This window comes from Evtepia gabavorous (genome assembly GCF_003425665.1).
Classification (GTDB): domain Bacteria; phylum Bacillota; class Clostridia; order Oscillospirales; family Oscillospiraceae; genus Evtepia; species Evtepia gabavorous.
Window position 1 is genome coordinate 1 of sequence record NZ_QQRQ01000007.1, and the last position, 15689, is coordinate 15689.

General features: G+C 58.1%; 13 protein-coding genes. 1 reads left to right on the plus strand and 12 read right to left on the minus strand.

Going from position 1 to position 15689, the window contains the following annotated elements; all coding sequences use genetic code 11:
* Nucleotides 1-1157: recombinase family protein (locus tag DV520_RS05595; RefSeq protein WP_117142067.1), on the plus strand; the 1157-nt coding region annotated here is incomplete at its 5' end.
* 187 nt (nt 1158-1344) lie between these two features.
* Here DV520_RS05595 and DV520_RS05600 read toward each other — a convergent pair.
* From DV520_RS05600 to DV520_RS05655, 12 genes are all read right to left on the minus strand, one after another.
* Nucleotides 1345-1764 carry a GNAT family N-acetyltransferase gene (locus DV520_RS05600; RefSeq protein ID WP_117142068.1) on the minus strand — a complete coding sequence of 140 codons (420 nt, stop codon included), beginning with the start codon at nt 1762-1764 and terminating at the stop codon, nt 1345-1347.
* A 150-nt stretch (nt 1765-1914) separates the two neighbouring features.
* Nucleotides 1915-3492 (minus strand): recombinase family protein, encoded by a 1578-nt coding sequence (locus DV520_RS05605; RefSeq protein ID WP_117142069.1) that lies wholly within the window; start codon nt 3490-3492, stop codon nt 1915-1917.
* A gap of 167 nt (nt 3493-3659) precedes the next feature.
* Entirely contained in the window at nt 3660-4793 is a 1134-nt protein-coding gene (locus DV520_RS05610) for a recombinase family protein (RefSeq protein ID WP_242984655.1), read from the minus strand.
* 26 nt (nt 4794-4819) lie between these two features.
* Nucleotides 4820-5020 carry an SHOCT domain-containing protein gene (locus DV520_RS05615; protein WP_117142070.1) on the minus strand — a complete coding sequence of 67 codons (201 nt, stop codon included), beginning with the start codon at nt 5018-5020 and terminating at the stop codon, nt 4820-4822.
* Complete coding sequence (locus tag DV520_RS05620) at nt 4996-5412, minus strand: RNA polymerase sigma factor sigma-70 region 4 domain-containing protein (protein WP_117142071.1); 417 nt, start codon at nt 5410-5412, stop codon at nt 4996-4998. Before DV520_RS05620 ends, DV520_RS05615 begins: the two co-directional genes overlap by 25 nt.
* Before the next feature lie 135 nt (nt 5413-5547).
* Complete coding sequence (locus DV520_RS12775; RefSeq protein ID WP_117142072.1) at nt 5548-6507, minus strand: LysM peptidoglycan-binding domain-containing protein; 960 nt, start codon at nt 6505-6507, stop codon at nt 5548-5550.
* Nucleotides 6494-6913 (minus strand): phage holin family protein, encoded by a 420-nt coding sequence (locus DV520_RS05630; protein ID WP_117142073.1) that lies wholly within the window; start codon nt 6911-6913, stop codon nt 6494-6496. The genes DV520_RS12775 and DV520_RS05630 overlap by 14 nt, the downstream gene beginning before the upstream one ends.
* A 63-nt stretch (nt 6914-6976) precedes the next feature.
* Entirely contained in the window at nt 6977-7345 is a 369-nt protein-coding gene (locus DV520_RS05635) for a DUF2977 domain-containing protein (RefSeq protein ID WP_117142074.1), read from the minus strand.
* A 10-nt stretch (nt 7346-7355) separates the two neighbouring features.
* Complete coding sequence (locus DV520_RS05640) at nt 7356-9899, minus strand: DUF859 family phage minor structural protein (RefSeq protein ID WP_117142075.1); 2544 nt, start codon at nt 9897-9899, stop codon at nt 7356-7358.
* 12 nt (nt 9900-9911) lie between these two features.
* On the minus strand, nt 9912-12305 hold the full coding sequence (locus DV520_RS05645; RefSeq protein ID WP_117142076.1) for a phage tail spike protein: 2394 nt from the start codon (nt 12303-12305) through the stop codon (nt 9912-9914).
* On the minus strand, nt 12302-13036 hold the full coding sequence (locus DV520_RS05650) for a phage tail domain-containing protein (protein WP_117142077.1): 735 nt from the start codon (nt 13034-13036) through the stop codon (nt 12302-12304). The genes DV520_RS05645 and DV520_RS05650 overlap by 4 nt, the downstream gene beginning before the upstream one ends.
* Complete coding sequence (locus DV520_RS05655; protein ID WP_117142078.1) at nt 13033-15645, minus strand: phage tail protein; 2613 nt, start codon at nt 15643-15645, stop codon at nt 13033-13035. The genes DV520_RS05650 and DV520_RS05655 overlap by 4 nt, the downstream gene beginning before the upstream one ends.
* Nucleotides 15646-15689 lie beyond the last annotated feature (44 nt).

Below are 15689 nucleotides of genomic sequence, written 5' to 3' on the forward strand. Positions count from 1 at the left end.
GCCTGTCGCAAATCGTGCAGGAGGGGCGGTTCCGTGGCGGGATTGTCCCATATGGATACCGCCTGGAAAAGCAGGGGCGCTTCAATAAAAAGAATCATGAAGTCAACGAAATTCTGATTGACCCGGATGAAGCCGCTGTGGTGCGCATCATCTTTGAAAAATATGTCCATGAGGGCTTCGGCGCACAGCGGTTGTCCCGGTGGCTATATCACAACGGCTATCTCAATCGAAAGGGAACCAACTTCGCCAATACCACCATCATCAAAATGCTGAAGAACATCATGTATGTAGGCATCCTGCGCAGTGGGGAAACACGCTCAGAAATCTTTCCAGAGCTGCAAATCGTTCCTCTGGATCTGTATGAGCGGGCACAGGAGCTGATGGAGGCCAGGACAATGCACCACAATGAGGTGCCCTTTAACTCCAAGGGGAAGGCGCTACTCTCCGGAATGGTCTACTGTGCCCACTGCGGTTCCAAGCTGATGCTGACCACCAGCAGCGGCAGACGTGCCAAGGGTGAGCCCAAGCGGGAAACCCGCATCCGCTACGCCTGCCACTACAAGATCCGCCATCCTCAGGACTGTGATGGTCAGACCGGATACTCCGGCGAGAAACTGGACGGCATCGTTGATAAGATTGTTATTCGGCTTTTTGAACGGATGAAGACTGCCCCCAGGAGCCAGCTCATTCAAAAGCAACGGGAGAAGGAACTTCAACTGGCAAACAGTTCGGTGGCCAATCTGGAGAAGCTCCATGCCGCCACGGAGCGGGAGCTGGAAAGCTACAAAAAAGAGATCATCAAGACCATCAACGGGACTGGCAGTTTCGGAGCAGATATTCTCGGTGAGATGATAGAGGAAACCCGGAACAAACTGTTGGATCTGGCACAGGAATTGGAACAGGCCAAAGCAAAAGCGGCTGATCTGGAGAGTTCTGCCGTTGCTATTCAAAAGGAGTATGATAAGATCATGACCTGGGCCGACCTGTATGCGGGAAGCAGCATCGAGGGTAAGAAGATGATCCTGCGGCAGCTCATTGATCGAGTAAATATCGGCAAGAACTTTGAAATCGAAGTAGAGCTCAACATCAGTGTGATACAGTTCTTCGACTTCCTGCATCCAGAAGGGGACAGGAGTGTGTACTATCGCGCTTCCTGAGTGTATAAAAAACTCGGGAGATCTCAAAACGAGATCTCCCGAATGTGGCAAATGACCCTAATTGTGATACAAATGAACCCCTTTTTGCGTCAGGGGGTTCACTTTGTGTAAAGGGGGTTCACTCCGAACCGAGAGGGGTTCACTCTGTCCACCTCAAAAGCAAAGAACAACTCAACTGCCGAGCGAACTAACCCTGCGGAGGTAGCAGCTCTTTTATTGCTACCCGCAGTTCTGTCCCAACTTCATATCCTTCATTCTGATAATGAGACTCAAGCGTTTTATGGTAGAAAATTAAAGAAACGCCGCAGTGTGAGGATTCCTCCAATGCTGACATAAGACGTTTCCCTATGCCAGCCTTCCGGTTTTTCTCTTTCACAAACATAAACTGCGGGTACAAGGTATCGCAGAGAACTCCGCCATATATAAAACCGACAAGCTCTGTTCCCTCATATGCGACAAAGCAATTATCCCGGTACTCTTTATAGCGTAGCAAAGCCCCTGTTGTCGCTTTAACTTGTGGAGAATACCATTCTGAATCATCACACAGATCACCGAATTGCGGTATATCAGAGAACTCAAACTTTTTAATTTGAACGGAATCCTCCATACGTTTTGCACTCCTCAACTCCGCACCCTACCTTAAATAGAAGGGCACTACCTACAGTGCTTATTTTAGCACAGATAGTCGCACATTTCCAGTAAAAAAACAGCCAAGCCCACAGGCCACTACACCTGTGGGCTTGGCGCTATTCTGCGGTCAAACCGTAATCTCATGCCCTGTCTGGAACTTAAAGGTCAGCCGCCCGTCCCGGTGGACGGTCACGGTGTCGATGACCGTGAGCCAGAGTCGATCATCGAACTCGGTGATGGAATCGCCGTACTCCGCCAGCTCGAACATAAAACCGCCGATATCCTCGGATTTGGCTTCCCGCTGAGCCTTTGTCGCCTGGAGCTTCTCCAGCTTGGCCTTGGCGGTTTCGTACCGCTCTGCCAGGCCGTTGTAGCGTTCCAGGTAAGCGGCCTGGTCCTGCGCCGTGGTGGAATTCTCCTCGATGCACCGCTTGGTTAGCTCGGCCACCACCTCCATTTCGGAAAGGAGCGCCGCTATCTCGCTGTCCAGGGAGCCGGTATCGGTGAGCGCCGCCTGCATGGTGCGGCACTCGTCCAGCAGCCGCTCTTTGTCCGCTACCAGCGCATTGAAGGCGTCCAGGAACCGAGCCTTGATCTCCTCCTCGGTCAGGTGCGGTGTCTGGCACTTTTCTTCTCCGGTGAACTTGCTGTTGCACCGCCAGATAGTGCGCCGGTATTTGTCGGTGGAATGCCAGACCTTGGAGCCGAAGTAACCGCCGCAGTCTCCGCAGACCAGGCGGGAGGAAAAGATGCTGTTACCGCTGTAGCTGCGCCCGATGGCTTTCCTGCGCTCCAGCTCCCGCTGCACCAGTTTCCACTCGGCGGGGTCGATGATGGCCGGATGGCTGTTCTCCACATAGTACTGCGGCACCTCGCCTTCGTTTTTCTTCTGCTTTTTGGTGAGGAAATCCACCGTGAACGCTTTTTGCAGGAGGGCATCGCCCTTGTACTTCTCGTTTTTGAGAATGCTCTCCACCGTGCTTGCCGCCCACTTTTTCTTGCCGGCGGGGGTGGGTATCCCTTCCCTGGTAAGAAGGCTGGCAATAGAACCTGTGGTCTTTCCGCTGAGAAACAGGCTGTAAATCCAGCGGACGGTTTCCGCTTCCTCCGGCACAATCTCCGGCAGACCGTTGTCGCCCTTCCGATAGCCCAGGAAGTGGCTGTACGGCAGGCTGACCTTTCCATCGGCGAAACGCTTTCTCTGTCCCCAGGTGACGTTCTCCGAAATGGAGCGGCTCTCCTCCTGCGCCAGGGAGGACATGATGGTAATCAACAGTTCGCCCTTGCTGTCCAGGGTGTAGATGTTTTCTTTCTCGAAGTAGACCTCCACACCCTTCTCTTTCAGCTTACGGACGGTCACCAGGCTGTCTACGGTGTTCCGGGCAAACCGGCTGACGGATTTCGTCACGATGAGGTCGATTTTCCCATCGAGCGCATCCCGCACCATTTGGTTGAAGCCCTCGCGCTTTTTGGTGTTCACCGCCGAAATGCCTTCATCGGTGTAGACCCTTACGAACTCCCATTCTGGCTTGGACTGAATGAAGCGGGTGTAGTAGTCCACCTGGGCTTCGTAGCTGGTGAGCTGCTCCTCGCTGGAGGTGGAGACACGGGCATAGGCCGCTACCCGCCGGCGCACCACAGCGTTTCGCGCCAGGTGCGTGATGGGCTGAATGGTGGGCGGGATGACCGTTACGGCTCTTGCCATTTCTCACCCCTCCTTTGCGCCAGCGCCCGCTGCCGGGCGATTTCCTTCATTTCCGGCGTCCAGCTCTTGGCCCTGGATATGTGTTCCCAATGCCGCTCTGCCGTGGAGCCGTCTTTGAAATGGAACACCAGGGTCTTGTCCGGGGGGGCATCGATGCCCTTGACTCTTTACAGGAAGACGCCCTCATCAAACTGTGAAAGGCCGAGTACCTGGGCGGCAAGGTCGTAGAGCACCTTCTCCGGGATCTGGGATGTGCCGCAGGAAGGCAGATCTGTCTGCACCGCAGTTGGGCAGTTCCAGAAATGTCGCTTTCCGCCGGTACATCGCTTGTAGTTGCGACCGCACACCGTGCAGGTAATCATGCTGGTAAAGGCCGACCGCCGGCGGGGCCGCTTGACCGGGCTATTCTCCGTAATTCCGGTAAGAAGCTCCTGGGCGGCATCGAAAGTGGCCTGGTCAATGATAGCTTCATGGGTGCCCTCCGCATAGTATTGGGGCAGCTCACCCCGGTTCGGAATTTCCTTCTTCTCCAGATGGTTGTTCCGGTACTGCTTTTGCAGGAGCGCGTTGCCCAGGTACTTCTCATTGGACAGCATCTCCCGGATTCGCATGGAGTTCCACTTTCCGCCCAGAACACCAGTGAACCCTCTCCGGTTTAGGTCGATGGCCAGGCTGGTAAGGGATTCTCCCTCCAAAGCCCTGCGGAATACCTCTTGCACTACCGCTGCCTTTTCCGGGTCAACGGCCACGCGGCCCTTCTCGATTTTGTACCCGAACAGGAAGCGAAGGTTGACCAGCTCACCGCGCTCGAAGCCCCGGCGAATCCGCCACTTCTGATTCTCGCTGGCGGAGCGGCTCTCTTCCTGTGCGTAGGAAGCCAGGATGGTCATCATCAGCTCTCCGTCCGAACTCATGGTGTGGATGTTCTGTTCCTCGAAATAAACGTCAACCCCCAGAGCTTTCAGCTCCCGGACGGTTTCCAGCAGGGTCACCGTGTTCCGTGCAAAGCGGGAGATGGATTTCGTGATGACCATATCGATGTTTCCGGCGCGGCACTCAGCCAGCAGGCTTTGAAACCCATCCCGGCCGTCCTTGGTGCCGGTGAACGCTTCATCGGCGTAGACCCCGCAGTAAAGCCAGCCAGTGTGCTTCTGGATCAGCGCGCTGTAGTAGCTCACCTGCGATGACAAAGAATGCAGCATGGCATCCTTCCCGGAAGAAACTCTGGCATAGGCTGCGACCCGCTTCAGGCTGGGCCGCATGGGTGCGGGGAATGAAATTTGTTGAATGGTTCTTGCCATTCCGTCACCTCCTTGTCCAGTGCATATTACCTCTCAAAGGGCCTGTTATCCAGCGATTTCGGCGATTCAAAGCGGAATATACTACACGAAGATACCTCGTGCTTTTTGGCGATAATTGTATCAATTTTGCAGTAGTCATCCTCGCTGATGATGCCCTGGCGGAGCATATTCCTGGCAAGGCTCATGGCGGTCTGATAGGCGGTCAGCCGCTGGTACAGCTCATCCATCGGCGCTCACCGCCTTTTTTCCGAGCTGCGGCATAGCAGGTGCGGGAGCAGTAACGCCGGACTTTCGCACCGCTTTGAAACGAGCGCCCACAATAGGCGCAGTTAAAGGTGTAGAGGGTGCGCTTTCCACCCTTGTCGGGATGGTCGTTCCACCAGGAGATGCGGCATGAGTCCGAGCAAAACCGCTTTCGCTTTCGGTGGGGTGTCTGGATGATGGGCTTCCCGCACCTCTCACAGATGTCTGGAACGGCAGCGGCATTCTCGCCAGCGGGATGGCGGCGGAGGTAGGTTTTCACACTGTTGACCGGCAGGGCCAGGGCGGCGGCGATTTTCTTATACCCCAGCCCTTCCTGACTGAGTTTATGGATTCTGAGCTTTTCGGCTTCTGTCATAACAAGCCCCTTTCCGAGAGGCATAAGGCACTTCTCACCTTACAGCCACGGAAAAGGGCAAATATGAGGATGACAAAAAAATAAAGGGGTGCAGCCACGAAAAACATGACTGCACCCCTTCGGCTGGGCGGATATTCAGTTGGGGATCTTCAGCTTCTGACCGCTGTAGATGGTGTCGCCGTCAAGGCCGTTGAGTGCCTTGATCTCCTTGTAGCGAACGCCGCTGCCCAGATACTTCTCGGCAATGCCCCAGAGGATGTCGCCCTTGACTACGGTGTGGACGCGGTAGGTCACCGCCGCGCTCCCCGCCAGCGCCAGGTCGGAGACCCGCACCGGAGACATGATGGCGTTGGCGCCGCTCTCGTTTTTGTTGATGACCGCACGGTCGCCGGAAACCTCGTAAACATACCACTTCTGCTTCCGCACCCAGGCGGGGATGGTCTGGCCGCCGTAGTACTTCGTCCCGGTGATGGTCACCAGATCGCCGGCCTTAATTTTACCGCCGGGCTGCTCCGGCTCCACAGGCGTGTCCGGCACAGAGCCGCCCAGCTTGTCCTTGACCGCCGCACGGAAAGTGTCCATATTCTTCCCGTGCTTCGGCCACCAGTGCAGCACGTCCCCGTGGTTGGACGCGATGCCCAGGTCATGGCCTTCGCAGTGGCAGATGATGTCCTGCTCTGTCAGACCATAGAGCTCGCAGAGATACACGCAGAGATACACCGCCTCGTTGTAGACCTTGTCCAGATAGGCGGCGTCCGTGAGATAATCCTCGCAGATCTCGAAAGAGATGTGGGTGTCGTTGCCGGAACCGGCGCAGTGCCAGCCCCGGTAGTCCCACGGCAGGGTCTGGTAGGTTGCCACAGTCCCATCAGCCAGCTTGCCAATGAAGGCGTGGACGCACACCTCCCGGTCCATGGACTGGTTCCAGTGGTTGTTGTACTGGTTCTTGCCAAGCAGTCCGTCATCCGGTCCCACGTAGCGTTTGAGCCAAGGGTTGTTGGCGCCGGTGGAGTGTACCATGATGCCCTTGGGGGTGATTCGGCGCCCCGCCTTGTAGCAGGCGTTGTTGGTGAAAATCAGTTTATGCAGATTCATTGTCGTTTCCTCCTTTGTCATGCAGTTGTTCCAGCACGTCTTTCAGCTTCTCCGGGATGGGCAGGCCCAGGTGTCCGGCGTTCTCCAGGAAAGAGATGCCCTCATTGGACAGGTAGAAGAAGATCACCGCCGTGCGCAGAGCGCCGCCCTCTCCCAGCACATACACGTCCACCAGGTTGCCGATGCCCACCAGCACAAAGATGAGTACCTTCCGGCAGATGCCCTTAAAGCCCACGGCGCTGGACAGCTTCTTGTCCGCGATGGCGCACATCACACCGGTGATGTAGTCCACCAGCACGAAGGCGATCAGCGCGTAGAGAAAACCGTCCACGCCTCCCAGGTACCAGCCCAGGAAGCCGCCCAGGGCGGAAAAGGCAAGCTGGATGCTGACCCAGATTGATTTCATTGTCTCGTCCTCCTTTGATTTGAATATGGAAAAGACGCCCCCCCGGCGGGAGCGCCTTTGTCCTCATGTCAGCCATTCCGGTTTCTCCGGGATGGTTTGTGTGTTGGTACCGTCCAGCCATGCGCGGTACCAGGTCTTCAGCTCCGAGAGCTGCTCCCCGGTGAGAGCGTCATACCACAGCCGCCCCCGGTTGATGACGGGGAAGCACTCCGTCTGCCGCCGCTGACGGTATGCGGTTTTCGCCGCCTCTGCCTGTTCCGCAGCGGCCTGTGCGTCATCGAAGACCAGGACGCCGTCCTGCACCCGGTAGGCGGTAAAGTGCTCCTCAAAATGAGAGAGGTCAGCCGGTTCCGCCGCTTCCACAGCGTCCAGCAGATCCCCCTCAAGGGCGTAGCTCACCACATAGCCCTGTTCGTTCAGCAATACTTTCATAGGCGTCACCTCAGTTGACCCCGAATACACGGTTGATCTGTCCGTTGCCGTTGCCCATGGAGAGCGTCACCAGGGAGCCGGAATAGGACAGGTTGAAGGATTTGTAGTTGGACTCGTCCGCGATCTGGAAGGAGACAGCGGAGGTAGTCAGCATGATCTTCGGCACCACCAGGGACGCACGGGACGCCGAGCTGTTAGGCCGGCCTATGAACACATAGAAGTTGTAGTTCCCGTAATTGAAGGTGATGCTCCCGCTGGTCAGCGTCCCGTTGTAGAGGGATGTGGCGCTGATGCCCAGGTTTGTCCGAGCCGCCGCTGCGGTCTTCGCACCGGTGCCGCCGTAGGCAATCGCCAAGGCGTTGGTCAGCGAGATGGACGTCCAGGAATTCCGGTCATACGCCATTTTGACCGCATAGGGCGTCGCCGCCAGCGAACCACTGGTAGAGTTCAGGCTGTTGGACAGCATGGTGATGCCGTACCGGGCGGTGGTAGCCGGGAGACAGTTCAGTGCGATCCACCACGTCCCGTTATACACAAAATGCACCATCTGGTTGGCTGTCCACATATTTGCGTTGACGTAGTATCCGTTCGTTCCGCAGATGGCTATAGCCCCGGTCCCGTTCACATTCATGGACGGAGAGGTTGCCGTGTTGGCGTAGGTGAACTGCACCGCCAGCAGCGCCCCCTTCTCCAGCCTGAACTCATCGCAGGTGACCACCTTTGTCTGTGTGGCGGCGGCGGTTTCGCAGACGCCGAAGTAGGGTTTGTCAAAGGTGTAGTCGATGTCATCCGGGATCAACGTCCCCTCAATGCGTGTGTCTCCCACCACATGAAGCGCCGCCTCCGGGCTTGGGGTATTGATACCCACCATCTTCTTGCGAAGCGCCACCAGGGGCGTGCCCTGGGAGACAACGAAATACAGATCCAGCGAGGTCAGCGAATTGAGCTGGTCGCGGATCTGCAGGTGGAAGTCATAGGACGATTCGGAATCAAGGTTGCACAGCTCCAGATTGGAAAAGGAGAAGCTGGAACTGGTGGCGGTCACCGAGCTAAGGATGCTGGTGTAGCTGTTGTACGAGGACGCACTGGTGAGCTTATAGCGGTACCGAGCATAGAGCAGGCTGTTCTTCTGCGCCCCATCCACCGTGATGGGCGAAATGCTGCCATTGAACACGAGCTGCATCTCGGTCTCGATGTCGTTGGTGCGCCGCAGGGACACGTAGTTTACCCTGGGTTTCGAGTACGGCGCCACAGTGACGCTCTGGGTAACGGATGCGGTGTATCCCCGCGAGTCCGTCACCGTTAGGGTGATGTCCCGTGTGCCGGATGTGCCGATGGTCCCCAGGGAGAGGGCCGCGCCTGTGGTGTTGGATTTCGTCACGCCGCTGCACACCGCCGAATAGGACACGATGGAAGCGCCGTTCCTCGCCGTAGCGGTTCCGGGGGTGACTGTCAGCCGGGAGTAGTCCTGGATGAGCACCTGGTCGTTGTCCGTAATGGCGGTGGTGGTCGAGTAGCTGTCAGCGAAGGTGAATCCGGAGATGCTCGGCCCCGAATTTGCCTGTGAAGTTCGGATGGTGCAAGTACAGGTGGATGCGCTGCCGATCTGGGTACTTCCGCTCTTGGTTACCAGTTCGATGGTGGCGGTGAAGGACTTGACGCTGGCCATGGCGTTCAGCAGCGTTGTCCGCTCCGAAGAGGTCAGGGTAATGGTGCGGTTAGCTGTTCCCGCCGACCAGATGCGCCCCGCCAGGGACAGGTAGGTCGTGGAACCGTTTTTGATGGTGATATAGTTGGTGTAAGCGGCATTGTACACTGTCACCCGCAGGGAAAGGCTGATGGAAGCAGTGTCCGCCGCAAAACTGCCGCAGCTTAAAAGCACCGCGCCTCCCAGGGTCTTGGCGGATATTGTGGAAGAGGTGCCATACACCTGGTTGGCGCGCTTTCTTGCCCGTACCCGCACCGAGTAGGTGGTGTTGGGCGAAAGCGTGGAAAGGGTGACGCTGGCGCTGGTCCCCGCCGTGGTGGAGAACTGCGTCCAGGAAGTACCCCCATTCAAGCTGTACTGCCAGAGGTCGGCGGTGGCCGAGGAGGATGCGGAGATCTTAAACCCATTGGCAGTGATGCTGGAAACCGAGCAGGACACCGTGGGAGCGGAGCGGTCAATGCTATTCAGGGTTACGGTGGTGGAAGCTGTAATAGTTCCAATAGACACACCGGAATAAGTGCCGGAAAACCGCCACGAAGCGGAAAGTGCCACGCCGGATTTCGTTCCATCCGCATTGTGGCTGACCCTCACGGTCTTGGTCTTCAGCAGCTTCTTTTTCCAGCCGCTGGAGTAATCCTCGATGGCGGGTACGGTGTAGGTTTCGCTGACGCCGTTGATAGAGATGGTGGAGTCGCTTCTCGCCCCAACATCAAGGGTATAGTAGGACAGATACACTTTCAGGGTGACATCGGTATAGTTGGCGGTCACGCTCTGTGCGCCGCTCCACTCGCAGTACAGGCCGAAGCTGGAAACGGGATAGTTCTGAAATGTGCCGCTGAGAGCCATTGCTCCACCTCCTTAGTCCAGAATCACGATGTTCAGCCCCTCGGACGCTGTGGCCATGGGGACGAACTTCGTCTTGCCCACCGTGAGTTCGCCGTCCACGGTGGTTTTCTTTGTGATGGTCTCATCCTTGTTCAGGGAGAAAATCTTTTCCTCGTTGTAGTAGCCGGAGAATTCCGTATTGTTGATGACCGTCCGCTGGGCTGAGTCCGCGTTGGACACCTCGATGCCCCGGCGGTCGATCTTTACCTCGGAGGTGTAAATCTCATTGGGCGCCGGCGTCCATTTGTGAAGAGACGCCCCCTCCGTCAGCATGATGTCCGAGACGAACAGGCTGGCATCGCGGGAGTAGATTTTGATGGTGATGACGCTGTCCTGCACGTCCGGGAGCAGAGCGGTGTATTCCGTCCACTCAAAGGACACCGAGGTATTGAACAGGTCGATCTCCGTATCGCCGTTGATGACGGCCCGGACATAGGCGTTGTAGGTGGAGGTTTTCTTGGCCTTCACCGTCAGCCGGTAGGCCTGACCCGGCACGATGCTGTCCACCACCTGGGTCAGCGTACTGTAGGCGGCAAGCTGGAAGCAGGAGTTGGACACGGTACTGTTCTTGGTTTCCGCACCCTGCTGGGCGGTGATCGTCCCGGCATAGGTCCAGTCATCGGAAAGGCCGTTTAAGCCGGCGGAGTTGCGGACAAAGTTGATGCCGCCGCTGTACTGCTCCTGCATGGTGAGGGACAGCCCGTCCACCGACTGCTGAAGCTGGGACATCTGCCCCTCGATGAGCCGGAGGTTTTCCTGCTCCTCCGTCAGCTCCCCGGTGACGTCCTCCACCGACTCGGTGAGGTCGGCCACATAGCTGTTCAGCCCATCGATGGACTGCTGGAACTGGCTGACCCTGCCGCTGACCTCCTCCAGGGAGTCCGTGGTGGCATAGGCGCTGAACATGACCTCGCCGCTTTCCAGATCCCACCAGGAGGAACCGTCCTGGGACTGGATCACCCCGGCCTTAATGATGTTGGCGATGAGAGAGCCGGAGGTGATGAAATCCGCCACGATCTGCCCATCGGCGGTGATGGCGGTTTCATAGGGGCCGTTGTAGCCGCTGCCGGAGAAGCCAAGCCCCTCCACATTCCACCGCCAGACATTGACCGCATCCTCGATGGAGGGCTGGTCAAGAATCAGCAGCTCGTAAGGAAGGCCGCTTTCACTGTCGGTGTGCAGCACCACATAGCCGCCGGGCTGACCGGTGATGCGGTCGGTGGCGTTCTGGATGGCGGAGTTCATCAGTGCTGGGAAACGACCAGCCTTCTCCGCCGCTTCCTCCGCGCCGGCTTTGGCGTCCGAGACGTTGTTCAGCAGATTGGCCTTGCCGCTGCCCAGGGTGACGGACACATACTTCTCCGCCAGGGTGTCGTAAACCGTGGTGATGACTTTTGCCTTGGCGGTGATGCCCAGAGCGGAATGCCGGATGGTCACGGTATCGCAGAGGGACACCCGCTCCAGCACGGCGGCATACTCCGGCTGCTTCCACAGCGGCTCGAAAGAAACGGTGAGCGCGGGAACCTCCACCCCCAGGGGATTGTTCGCCAAATATGTCTGCGCCTTGGTGCGGAGAGCATCCTCGGTGATGGCTTCTTCCTCTCCAAAGCTGTCGGTAAAATCCCGGATGAGGGTCTTGCGCTGGGACAGCGTGGTGTCCGCAATGGGAAGCAGCACCTCGGTGAGGGTGACCACCGTTTCGCTCCCGTCCTCGGCGGAGATCACCGCGTAAGGCAGCAGGTCGGTGTACACCTCGGTGATATCACTGTCGTGCTCCAGCTCGGTGAGGTTTTTGCCGTACTCGATCACCACTTCGGTATGCTGGCCGCGCCCCTGGTGGTGGATGACGTGGAAGTTGTCCCACTCATACTCGCCGCCCCACAGATCAAGAAAGGAACCGGCCACGCCGCCCAGACAAGCACGGACGCTCTGGGGCTTGGCCACGGAGAAGGGCTTTGCCTCGGAGTAGTCTGTCTGACAGGTGAAGCTGTGGGCGGTGGCGGTGTTCTGAAACACGCGCTGCATGGCAAGAGCCGGTGAAATGCTCTCGCTGGACCAGGTCAAGGCGGCGATATTAGAGAGGTCGTAGGAGATGTGCTGGGCATACACCGTTACCACGCTATCAATGGGCGTGGTGATGCGGTAGATGCGGAAGGCCTGGTCATCGGCGGTATCATTGGGTTTGGCCTTGATGATCCGCTCAGAGGACAGCTCCCCATAGTTCCTCCCTGTGACGGGGTATTGGAGCACCAGCTCGTAGGTGCCGTTTCGCTCCTCGGTCACCTCACAGGAGATACAATCGGCCAGCACGCCGATGCCGTAGGTGGAGAAATCCACCGCATTTGCTTTGAACAGAACCGGAATCATAGTGTCACCCACCTCGGCTGTACCACCAGGCTGGTCACCGTCCCCACCCAGGAGATGGTGTTGACGCCGGGCTGCAGCCTGGGAAATCCGTCCCCGCTGACCTTGTCGTTCATGGGGGTCGTGCCGGAGTAAAAGTTCATCTGCTCACTGTCGCAGACGATGCTCCCGTCCAGCCCGGTAAAGACCCAGCTCTTGTTCTGACCGCCGCCCTGTATGGTCAGGGTAACCGTCCCTTCCCCGGTGAGGGTGAGGATAGGCAGAGACTCAAAGCTCTCCGGGTTGGTCACCGTGGAGCCGGACTGTGTGAGGGTGATGGGCTCAGTCCCCGCCACACTGTAACGGAAGGGCTGGCAGGAGAAGCTGACGGTGAACACACCGATGCGGTTGAGCTGATCCTCGATGTCCAGGCTCCCGGAATACACCGCCTTTCGTGTGTAGAGGGTATCATAGCTGTCGGACAGGGTGTGGTAGGCGTTCTGCTCCCCATAGAGCCAGGCCTCCTTGACCTTGGTGATCTTCTCCGCCAGTTCGGCGATGGACTTGGCGGGCAGGAACACGGAATAGGTCACCTGCACATTGGGGTAGCGGCCATTGGGCAGGATGAGGTCGCCGTTTCTGCCGGGGATGGACTGGAAGGTCACATCGTACTCCGGGGCAGAAAACACATTCTTGCTCTCAATGCGAAGCCCCATGTCCAGGGACGAAACCCCGTTATACACAAAATAGTTCATGCGAAGACCACCCCTTTCCGCTTGGCAAACTGGCCGGCGGTCACCATGATCTCATTGGTGAGCTGCCGGATGTCCTCATTGGTATAGTTGTTGAAGGTGCCGATGTTCAGCTGCAGGACGAAGCCGCTCTTCCCAGCGCCGCCGGAAACAGCGGAGGCCATGGCGTTTTCCATGCTGCCCTTCACGGAGAAATCTGTGGGCAGCGCCGTGGTCATATCCTTGGCGAGGTCCTGCATGACCCCGTTGATGTCCTTGCTCATGCCCTCGGCGGCTTTCACCGCCTGACCGCCGTTGTCCACAATGGAACCGGCAAGGCCCTCCACCAGCATTTCGCCCACCCAGGCCATTTCTTTGGAAGGCGAGTTGATGCCGAAGAAGCCCAGGATACCGTCCCAGATGCCGGAGATCCAGCCGGACACTTTGTCCCAGATCCATCCGGCCAGTGACTGGATGCCCTGCCACAGGCCGCGCACCAGGTTGGCGCCCACCTCGGCGATCTTGGAAACGCCCTGACCGAGGGCCGAAACGATCCCCGTGATGATCTGCGGGATTGCCTTCACGATCTCCGCAATGATGGTCGGGAGATTCGCAATCAGGGATACCAGCAGCTCCACACCGGCCTGGATGATTTGAGGGATGCTGTTGATAAGAGCGTTTACGATGCCGGTGATGATCTGCGGGATAGCCGCTACAATGGTAGTAATGATCTGGGGCAGCGCCTGGATGAGCGACACCAGCAGGTCGATGCCCGCCTGGATGATCTGCGGAATGGAGTTCAAAACGGCTGTGATAATGCCTTCGATGATCTGGGGAATAGCCGCGACTATGGCGGCGATGATGTCCGGCAGAGCCGCCACCAGCGAGGTCAGAAGCTGGATGCCTGTCTCAATGATCTGGGGGATGGCGTCCAGCAGGAAGGTCACGATGCCGTTGATGATCTCCGGCAGGGCCGCGATAAGCACCGGCAGGGCGTTGAGGATGCCCTGGGCCAGTCCCGTAACCAGCTGCAAAGCCGCGTCCAGGATGAGGGGCAGATTGGCGATAAGGGTCTGGCAGATCTGCACCACCATCTGCACAATGGTGGGAACCAGCTGGGGCAGTGCGGAAGCGATGCCGGAAGCCAGGGTTGCCACCACCTGCATTGCCGCCTGTAAAAGCTGTGGCGCCAGCTCGGTCAGACTGGTGACGAGCTGGAGAACAATGGACAGGGCGGCTGCGGCCAGTTTGGGCAGCGCGTTCACAATGCCGGTGACAAGGGTGGCGATGATATTCACCCCGGCTTCCAGCAGTACCGGAAGGCTGGCGAGGATGGCTTCCCCGATGACCGGCACAATGGTGGAGAGCTTCTCCATTAACACAGACACCAGGCCGGAGATGCCCTCGGCAAAAGTCTCGGCAGCTACGGCGGTGCCGTTCAGCACGCCCTGCAACCCCTCGCCCATGAGGGACACGAAGGGAATCATGGCGGTAAGAACATCCGCCGCCATGGTCTTCAGCGTGGTCATGATGGGTTCCGCAATGGCGCCCAGCTGGGCGTAGGCGTCTGTAAGGAGCGCCTGGGCACGCTGGGCTTCCATCACATCCCCATTGAGGGTTTTGTAGTTTTCCGCCGCTTCCTGGTACAGGCCGTTGAGGGTATCGGTGATGAGCGCGGCGCGTTCCTGCTCGGAACTGCAGCCATCCAGCGCCGACTGGAAGGCCTCCTCATTGACCCCTGCCCAGTTGAGGGCGTCCGCCAGCTGGCCGGTGATGGTGCCGGTCTTGGCGGTCTCATTGGCGGCTTCGGTCAAACCTTCAATGGGAAGGCTGTCCCCGAAGGTGGCCCACACGCCGGCGGCGATATCCGTCCACTGCGCCAGCTCTTCCTCGGTGGAGCAGAGCTTGGCGAGGTGGTTGACTGCTTCCACGCTGCGGTCCTCTTCGCCCAGGATGGCATAAAAGCCGGTGTAGGCTTCGCCGGCTTGTTCCGCCGTAAACCCGGCGGTGGTGAAGGCTGCGTCCAGCTTGGCATGATCCTCCCGGTATTTCCGTGTGGATTCCGCCAGGTCGAGGAAACTCTTGGTCAGCCCGGCGAGGGCGGCGCCGGCGGCGGCAACAGCGGCACCCGCCGTGACCGCCAGGCCTTTGAGGACGGAGCCGACCTTCTCCAGCTTGCCGGAAGCCTTATCGGTCTTGTCAGCGGCGTCATCGATCTCATCCCCGAACTTGTCCGTCTGCTGGGCTGCATCCCGCATCTCATCGCCCATGGAATCGATGGCCCTCTGGTTCTGGTCAAGCTCCCGCTCCATGTTGTTCAGAGAGGCCTGGGCATTGTTGAGCTGGATCTGCCACTGCTGGGTGCGCCGGTCGTTCTCCCCGAAAGAGGTGGAAGCGTTCTCCAGCGCCTTGCGCAGGGTCTCGATTTTCTTCTTCTGGGTATCGATCTCCTTGCCCAGCACCTGATTCCGGGCGGTGAGGGCTTCCACGGAATCATCGTTTTTGTCAAACTGGGACTGTACGACCTTCATTTCGGAGCCGAGGACCTTGAAGGACTGGTTGATGTCCGCCAGCGCCTTCTTGAATTCCTTTTCGCCCTCCAGCCCGATTTTCAGGCCAAAGTTATCCGCCATCCGTGGTCACCTCCTTCAAAATGGCATAAAAAAAGCCCGGATTA